The organism is Marinobacterium lacunae, assembly GCF_000705555.1.
In the GTDB taxonomy this organism is placed as follows: Bacteria; Pseudomonadota; Gammaproteobacteria; order Pseudomonadales; family Balneatricaceae; genus Marinobacterium_D; species Marinobacterium_D lacunae.
Window position 1 is genome coordinate 62192 of record NZ_JMQN01000045.1, and the last position, 7227, is coordinate 69418.

7 protein-coding genes are annotated in these 7227 nt (G+C 58.5%); 4 read left to right on the top strand and 3 right to left on the bottom strand.

Annotation, left to right across the window (positions count from 1 at the left end; genetic code table 11):
- A complete protein-coding gene (locus ADIMK_RS15105) occupies positions 1–1842 on the bottom strand; it encodes an ABC transporter ATP-binding protein (RefSeq protein WP_081849812.1) in 1842 nt (613 codons plus the stop codon).
- A 162-nt stretch (positions 1843–2004) separates the two neighbouring features.
- Positions 2005–2250, bottom strand: coding sequence for an HP1242/YdcH family protein (locus ADIMK_RS15110; RefSeq protein WP_036189943.1), 246 nt, complete (start codon positions 2248–2250; stop codon positions 2005–2007).
- A gap of 118 nt (positions 2251–2368) precedes the next feature.
- Here ADIMK_RS15110 and ADIMK_RS15115 point away from each other — a divergent pair, with 118 nt between their 5' ends.
- Entirely contained in the window at positions 2369–2848 is a 480-nt protein-coding gene (locus ADIMK_RS15115; protein ID WP_036189945.1) for a methylated-DNA--[protein]-cysteine S-methyltransferase, read from the top strand.
- A gap of 58 nt (positions 2849–2906) precedes the next feature.
- Positions 2907–4184, top strand: a complete 1278-nt coding sequence (gene aroA, locus ADIMK_RS15120) for a 3-phosphoshikimate 1-carboxyvinyltransferase (protein WP_036189947.1) — start codon at positions 2907–2909, stop codon at positions 4182–4184.
- 10 nt (positions 4185–4194) lie between these two features.
- On the opposite strand, the gene ADIMK_RS15125 is transcribed toward aroA, so the two are convergent.
- On the bottom strand, positions 4195–6012 hold the full coding sequence (locus ADIMK_RS15125; RefSeq protein WP_036189949.1) for an SLC13 family permease: 1818 nt from the start codon (positions 6010–6012) through the stop codon (positions 4195–4197).
- A gap of 316 nt (positions 6013–6328) precedes the next feature.
- Between ADIMK_RS15125 and betI the strand changes: the two genes are divergently transcribed.
- Both betI and ADIMK_RS15135 read left to right on the top strand, forming a co-directional pair.
- The gene (gene betI, locus ADIMK_RS15130; protein WP_036189951.1) at positions 6329–6946 is read left to right on the top strand and encodes a transcriptional regulator BetI; all 618 of its coding nucleotides are present in this window, start codon (positions 6329–6331) and stop codon (positions 6944–6946) included.
- A gap of 58 nt (positions 6947–7004) precedes the next feature.
- The coding region (locus ADIMK_RS15135; RefSeq protein ID WP_036189952.1) for an aldehyde dehydrogenase family protein at positions 7005–7227 on the top strand (223 nt) is incomplete at its 3' end.

Here is a 7227-nt window from a genome sequence, read left to right on the forward strand (position 1 = left end):
TCAGTGCTGTCGGGTTCCGTAAAGTCGGGCGTAAAGCCCTTTTTGATCCAGCAGCTCTTGATGGCTGCCCTGTTCGCTGATCTCCCCGCCTTCGAACACATACACCCGGTCTGCCTGACGCACTGCACTCAGGCGATGCGCCACGATGATGGTCGTCCGCCCACGCAGGAAGGTTTCAAGCGCCTTGTGCAGTGCAAATTCGGTTTCGGTATCTAGCGCCGAGGTTGCCTCATCCAATATCACGACACTGGGGTCACTGAGCACCATGCGCGCAACGGCCAGACGCTGGCGCTGGCCGCCGGATAGACGCACCCCCTGACGCCCCACCATGGTATCGAGCCCCGCGCCTAACCCGGCAACAAACTCTCTAAGCTGCGCCACTTCCAGCGCCTGCCATAGTTCGGCTTCGCCATAATCGCGCCCCATGGCAAGATTTTCACGCACCGAGCCGTTGAACAGAGCCGGCTGCTGAAGCACCGTCGCCACATGCTCACGCACCACATCCAGCCCGATCTGAGTCACCGGCACACCATTAAAGCGCACTTCGCCGCTCTGCGGCGGATAAAGTCCGAGCAGCACTTGAACGAGCGTCGACTTGCCGCCACCACTTGCACCGACCAGCGCAATCTTCTCGCCTGCGCCGATCGTCAAACTGATGCCGCGCAAAACCTCCTGCCCTTCGATATAGCTGAAGTGGATGTTGTCGAGCTCGATTTCGACCTGCTGTCTGTCAGCAAACGGGTTGCGCATATGGGGATAGCTCGGCTCCATATGCAGTTCAAGCAGACAGTTGACCCTGCCCAGCGCCGCTCGCGCACCGAACCATGCGTACTGAATGCCCAGCACCTCCTGCACCGGCCCCATCATGAACCAGAGGTAGCCGAATACCGCCATCATTTCGCCGATACTGAGATCGGAGAACACCACCATCACCATCGACACCGAGCGAAACAGATCAACACCGACCATAAAGAGCATGAAGCTGAGGCGGCTGGTGGCATCCGACTGCCATTCAAAAGCCGTGGAGTGGTCGCGCACCTCTCGCGCCCGATCCACCAGACGCACCAGATAGTGACGTTCGCGGTTACCGGCGCGGATCTGCTGAATTGCATCCAGTGTTTCGGTCAGGGCACTCTGGAACACCTCGAATGCCTTGTTTTCGCGCTTCTTGAGCTGTTTGACGCGCTTGCCGACGGCCGTGGTCAGGTAGATCACCATCGGGTTCAAAAACAGAATGAACAGCGCCAGTTGCCAGTGCATCCAGAGCAGAATAACGGCCGTACCGATAATCGACAGAGTCGCCACCAGCAGGCGGCTGACCGAACTGCCCACGAACCGGTCAACGGTATCCAGATCGGTTACCAGATGGGACGCTACCGTACCGCTGCCGAGGGTTTCGTACTCGTTCATGGAGATACGCTGCAGGCGCTGCAGCAACTCCGAGCGGATTCGAAAGATCACATCCTTGGAGATAATGGTGAACTGACGCGTCTGCCAGACATTAAGCGCCAGTGCGATCACCCTCAGTATCACGGTCAACAGCAGCACGCCCGATATGTAGAGCACCGGCCCGTGCCAAGACTCGGGCACCAGACGGTTGATCGTGGCAACGACTACCCCGGGCTGATCCAGTAGCACCTCATCCACCAGCAACGGCATCAGCAGGGGCAGGGGCACCGATACCAGCGTTGCCACGATGGCGATCAGATTCGCCAGCATCAGCTCGCGCCGGTGCTGGAGCCCGATCTCGACGATATAGCGCCAGTCATAAGGGCGCCCGCCGGCACGGGTCGGCGTCTGCTCGGACAAAGGCGGCAGCGATTCGATATTTTCAGCTTTCATACAACAAGTTATACCCCAATGTGCCGATACCTGCCCATCACCGCGACACGAAGCCGGACATACACCAGCACCCGCCGATCGCCCAAAACGAACAAAACCCGCCTAGTGGCGGGTTTGTCCGATTGACTGACCCGGCATGCACAGCCGGGTTACTTGATCAGGTCAGGCCGGAACGCCCTGCAGCATGGCGAATAGCTGGTCTTTCAGCTGAACGCGCTTGAACTTGAATGACTCCTCGGTTTTGGTCGATGTCGGATGAACCTCCTCTTCCATCAGTTCCACCTCCCGCGTCAGGCTGTGGTACTCGTCGAACAGTTTGGCAAAGTGTGCATTGCTCATTTTCAGCTCGCGAATGCGCTCTTTGTGCTCGGGAAATTCATGAACCAGATCATGGTGTTCAACGCTCATATAGTGCCTTATCTCTCTACATATTTTGTATTGCGGGTTCAGTTTCACTATCCTCCCGAGGTAGCTCCACCCGCATTGACCAAGGTCAACTCTGTACCCGCACCGGGAGGCAATGTGCATGCGAGAGCTTGCCGATACGCTGCTCCACCTGACCGATCTGCCGATAGGAACGCTCACACTGCTGGGCAACGACCACGCGTTGACCGGTGTGGAGTTCGGCCGTGTTGAGCACCCTTCTCTGAATCAGGTGCCTAACGATCTGCTACTGGCAGCGGCACATCAGCTGAGCGAATATTTCGCAGGCACCCGCCGCGAATTCGATCTCCCCCTGGCCCCAATCGGCTCCCCTTTTCAGCAATCGGTCTGGGAAGCGCTGTGCGAGATACCGTTTGGTGAAACGCGCAGTTACGGTGACCTTGCCCATACGCTGGGACGCCCGCGCGCGGCACGCGCCGTGGGTATGGCAAACAACCGCAACCCCATCGCGATTATTATCCCCTGCCACCGGGTGCTCGGTGCCGATGGAAAACTGGTCGGCTACGCGGGAGGACTGATCATCAAACAAACACTTCTGAGACTTGAAGGCGCGCTGGACTGAGCACCCCGATAGCGGTAGTTTATGCTCCCCAGAATAACGACGGCCCGAACCAGACACCATGGAAACACTGACCCTCTCCCCCCTTTCGCACGCCTCCGGCGAAGTACAGCTGCCCGGCTCCAAGAGCCTGTCCAACCGTATACTGCTGCTGGCAGCTTTAGCTGAGGGCGAGACCCGGGTCACCAACCTGCTCGACAGCGATGACGTCCGCCATATGCTCAACGCTCTGACACTGTTGGGCGTCAGCTATGAGCTGTCTGACGACCGCCGCAGCTGCAAGGTTCAAGGCGTAGGCGGCGTGTTCAAGGCCGATAAAGCCGAGCTGTTCCTGGGCAATGCAGGCACCGCCATGCGCCCGCTCACCGCCGCACTTTGCCTTGGCCGGGGTGAATTTACCCTGACTGGCGAGCCACGCATGTATGAGCGCCCCATCCGCGATCTGGTTGATGCCCTACGCCCGCTCGGTGCCGATATCGAGTACCTCGGCGATGAGGGCTACCCGCCGCTTCGTATCAATGCTCAGGGCCTCAAAGGCGGTGAAGTCAGCATCAAGGGCAACATCTCCAGCCAGTTTCTGACCGCACTGCTGATGGCCGCGCCAATGGCCAGCGAAGACCTGAGCATCCTTGTCGATGGCGAGCTGGTGTCCAAACCCTACATCGATATCACGCTGCACAGCATGAAGCTGTTCGGTGTCGAGGTGATCAACGACAACTACCAGCGCTTTACCGTCAAGGCAGGCCAGCGTTACCACTCACCAGGTGAGGTGATGGTCGAGGGCGATGCCTCCTCTGCCTCCTACTTTCTGGCGGCCGCGGCAATTGCCGGTGGCACAGTACGCGTATACGGCGTCGGCTCCGACAGCGTGCAGGGCGACAAGGCCTTTGCCGAGGTGCTTGGCAAGATGGGCGCGCAGGTCAGCTACGGGCCGACCTGGGTTGAGGTTACCAAGGGTGAGCTCAACGGCGTAGATCTTGATCTGAACGCGATCCCCGATGCGGCGATGACCATCGCCACCACCGCACTGTTCGCCAAGGGCCCGACCGCTATCCGCAACGTCTACAACTGGCGCGTAAAAGAGACCGACCGCCTCAGCGCCATGGCCACTGAGCTGCGTAAAGTCGGTGCCGAGGTTGTCGAGGGCGAGGACTACATCGAAGTCACGCCGCCTGCCGAGATTACGAGCGCTGCAATCGACACCTACGATGACCACCGCATGGCGATGTGCTTCTCACTGGCCGCGTTCGGCAACGCGCCGATCACCATCAACGACCCGGGCTGCACTCGCAAGACCTTCCCCGAGTATTTCGAGCTGTTCAAGCAGATCACCTCGTAACCCCTACCCGCTAGAACGGAAACAGCAAGGGCGTCACTAACAATGTGACGCCCAGCGCCATCAACTGCAGCGGTATTCCCACCTTGGCGAAATCGGAGAACCGGTAGTTCCCGGGGGCCAGCACCAGCGTATTCACAGGCGATGCAATCGGCGTTGCAAACGCGGTTGATGCCGCTATCGCCACCGTCATCATCAGCGGTTCCGGGTTCACACCGAGCAGCTGCCCCGTGCTCAATGCGATGGGCGCCACCAGCACGGTCGTGGCGGTATTGGAGATAAACTGACTGAGGATCGACGTCAACAGAAACAAACCCGTACTCAGCACAAGGGGCGATGCACCGCCCAACACAGCCACCAGATGCTCGACCACATAGCCAAGCGCACCACTGGTTTCCATCGCCCGCGCCAGCGGCAGCATGCCAGCAATGAGGATCAGACTTGTGACATTCAGTGAGCGCAGCGCTTCGGTGAGGTTGAGGCAGCCGGTTAGGATCATCGCCAGCGCCGCCAACAGTATGGTGGGCAAAGCGGGCAACCAGCCGGCCGTCATGCAGACCAGCATCAGCCCCAGAATGGCCAGCGCGGCCGGCGCATGGCGGCCATGAGAGGGTATCTCCCGAAACTCAGCAGGCGTCTGCAACAGCACCAGACCACGCCGCCCCTCAAGCGCACGGACATGATCCCAGCTGCCGGCCAGCAGCAGTGTATCGCCGGACTCAAGCCGGGTGTCACGGTAATTGATCGCAAGCGACTCGTTCCTGCGTCGCAGCCCAATCACGCTAAGACCATAGCGTTCCCTGAACTGGCCTTCTCGTACGCTTCGCCCCTCCAGTGGTGAATCCGGTGGCAGCAACACTTCAGCAACGCCGAACTGCTGATGCATCCGCTTGATATCCCGCTCGGGGTGCCCGGCCCGCTCCAGCTGATGGCTATCGCAAAACCGCTTTATATCCTCCTGGGTGCCATATACCCAGAGTTCATCCGCCACTTCGATACGGGTATTGCTGAGCACCGGAATCATGGCCGGTAACAAACGGCCCGCCCGGGAGATCGCGATCACAGTGAGGTTGTGCTCAGTGCGTAACGCCGCCTCGACCGGTGTTTTATGGGCAAGCGGGCTCATGGGTTGGACCACTAACTTGTGCAGCTGTCCGGCAATGGCGTAGCGGCGGATCAGGGTATTGAGGTCCGGCTCATCCTCCGTCTCGCTGCCCGATGCTGCAGGTAACAGGCGTCTGCCAACGAATATCAGGTAGATCATGCCGACCATCAGGATACACAGCCCTATCGGCGTAAACTCGAAAAAACCGAAGGGCTTCAGGCCCTCGGCTTTGAGCGCATTGCTGACGACGATATTCGGCGGTGTGCCGATCAACGTCAGCATGCCACCGATCAGCGCTGCAAACGCCAGCGGCATCATCAGGCGCGATGGCTGCATGCCGGAGCGCCGGGCCATGCTCAACACCACCGGAATCAGCAACGCAACAGCGCCTGTCGAACTCATGAAGGCCGAGAGCAGTGCTACAACGGGGATCAGAAAAGTCAGTAAGCGGGTTTCACTTCGCCCGCCCACACGCAGCAGCCAGTTTCCGGCAGCAGCGGCTACACCTGTGCGGAACAACCCCTCGCCTACAACAAACAATGCCGCAATCATCACCACTGTGGGGTTACCAAAACCGGCAACCGCTTCAGCAGGCGATACCACGCCCGATACGGCCAGCACCGTGACGACCATAAGCGCAACCAGATCCATGCGCAGTTTGTCGCTGACAAACAGTGCAATCGTGGTGGCCAGTAACGCGAATACAAAACCCATCTCGAATGTCATGCCGACGCCTCTTCTCCCTGACTCTGCGCGATGCTACCGACGGATTTCGGTATCGACAATCACTGACCCCAAAGCCTCTTTTACTGACAGGGCGTTTTACCTAAAGCAGAAGAGAGATTGACACCAATCCTTCGTATATCAAAACATTTCATTTCGATATTTTTATAGAAAATGGACAACCTTGGCGACATTAGATGAAATTTAAACACAATTTAAGACATTCATGTCGTTTTTAGCACATTGCAAACTTTGACATCTCGTTAGAATTGCGTATTTTTATTTAAACGTTCAATCAATAAAAAGATTGTGAGTGCTTATGCCAAAAGTCGGAATGGACAAGGTACGTAAACCGCAGTTGATCAAAGCGGTAATGAAGGTGGTCGACGAGGTCGGCTTCCACGGTGCAAGTGTAGCCCTGATAGGGCGCACTGCAAACGTATCTCCGGGGATCATCAATCACTACTTCGGCGGCAAGGACGGCCTGATAGAAGCGACCATGCGCTCGGTACTTCAGGACCTGTCTCTGGCAGTGCGCCGAGAGCTTGCACAGACCGACGAGGACGACATCGTCGGTCGGATCAAAGCGATCGTGCGCGGCAACTTCGATCCGCGCCAACTCGACTCCGGTGTCGTCAAAACCTGGCTGGCATTCTGGGCTTATGCCATGCACCACCCTGTGCTGTTCAGACTTCAGCGCGTCAACGAGAAGCGGCTGCTATCGCACCTTCGCCGCGAGCTGAAGCGCACGCTGCCCAAAGAGCGTGCCGACTTCGTTGCAAAGGGTATCGCCGCATTAATCGACGGTATCTGGCTGCGCGGCGCACTCAACCCTCAGGGTATCGATGCGGATTTGGCACTGGCGATTATCACCGACTATCTGGAGCGCCAACTGCCCGCTGAACTCTTCGAGCTTCACCGCCGCCGAACCGCCTGATCTGTAGCGCACTGCGCAGATCGACAAACGAACAGATGTAACAAGAGAACGATATTCAATGCAGCCACAAACCCTCTACATCCACGGCCAGTACCGCAACGCCACCTCTGGCGAGACCTTCGTCACCCGCAACCCCGCCACCGGTGAGGTGTTGGCCGAGGTGCAGCAGGCCGCACAGGCCGATGTGGAGGCCGCCGTCGCCTCCTGCGCCGAAGGTCAGGCGATCTGGGGTGCCATGAGCGGTGCCGAGCGCGGTCGCATCCTGATGCGCGCGGTTCAAC

Coding starts and splice junctions, on each gene's coding strand:
- ADIMK_RS15105 (WP_081849812.1), bottom strand. CDS start 1,842: ATGAAAGCTGAAAATATCGAATCGCTGCCGCCTTTGTCCGAGCAGACG.
- ADIMK_RS15110 (WP_036189943.1), bottom strand. CDS start 2,250: ATGAGCGTTGAACACCATGATCTGGTTCATGAATTTCCCGAGCACAAA.
- ADIMK_RS15115 (WP_036189945.1), top strand. CDS start 2,369: ATGCGAGAGCTTGCCGATACGCTGCTCCACCTGACCGATCTGCCGATA.
- aroA (WP_036189947.1), top strand. CDS start 2,907: ATGGAAACACTGACCCTCTCCCCCCTTTCGCACGCCTCCGGCGAAGTA.
- ADIMK_RS15125 (WP_036189949.1), bottom strand. CDS start 6,012: ATGACATTCGAGATGGGTTTTGTATTCGCGTTACTGGCCACCACGATT.
- betI (WP_036189951.1), top strand. CDS start 6,329: ATGCCAAAAGTCGGAATGGACAAGGTACGTAAACCGCAGTTGATCAAA.